Genomic DNA, 865 nt, shown 5'->3' on the forward strand with positions numbered 1-865 from the left:
CCGATTGTGATGTGATTGCCAGCCCAACCTCTCCAACGGCAGCTTACAAACTTAGTGAAGACCTTGATCCTGCAACGATGTACTTAGGTGATGTCTACACCATCGCGGTTAACTTGGCCGGTCTACCTGCACTCAGTCAGCCAGTTGGTTTGACCTCAGAGGGCTTACCTATTGGCTTGCAATTGATTGGTCAATATTGGCAAGAAAGTAAGCTGTTGGCTACCGCGCATTTATTCCAGCAGCATACAGATCACCATTTGCAATCTTCTGCTATCGCCGAGAAGGCGGTTTAATACTCCGTTATAGTCAAATAACTTACCGTATAATATGCGCAAAAATTTGACTCCACTTTTAGCTTCACTGGAGATATACAATGAGTTTTCTTAACATGATGAAGCAAGACTATCGCTTAGATGATAATCAAGCTCTAACTTTAAAGACAGATCTTAAAAACTTGGAAACCTTTTTTGATGAAAACTTTGAGGACACGCCAAGTTTTTTTCAGACGTTTTACGATAAGTTTGAAAAGATTATTGCCCCTTACGGCTTTATAGAGGGGGATGCTAAACAAGCTGAACCTTTGGTAAGTAGCTTGTACAGTCAAGGTAAGTTTAGAATTTTGATGAGCTATGTTATTTCTGCTTTTTATCAAAGTGGCGGGAGTAGTGAGATATTTGCAGATACCTATACGCAGATGCAGAACCATCACTAAAGCTTGCTATTTAAGCAGTTACAGTCTGGTTTTCGCACACTATTATAGCCATTGTAAAAAGACGGAAATGCTAGTGAGAATTGTAAAGTGTTCCCTACGCTTCCTAAAGATGAATGGCTTGATTTACGAGTACTAATTATTGGCACTAGAAAA

At 40.0% G+C, this 865-nt stretch carries 2 protein-coding genes; both read left to right on the top strand.

Annotation, left to right across the window (positions count from 1 at the left end):
• Positions 1-293 (top strand): amidase family protein (locus ACS8FD_RS18430; protein WP_439276913.1); only part of this gene is annotated, 293 nt, incomplete at its 5' end.
• Between the two features lie 80 nt (positions 294-373).
• Entirely contained in the window at positions 374-712 is a 339-nt protein-coding gene (locus tag ACS8FD_RS18435; RefSeq protein ID WP_439263252.1) for a hypothetical protein, read from the top strand.
• Positions 713-865: the final 153 nt, after the last annotated feature.

The organism is Psychrobacter sp. 1U2, from assembly GCF_051847575.1.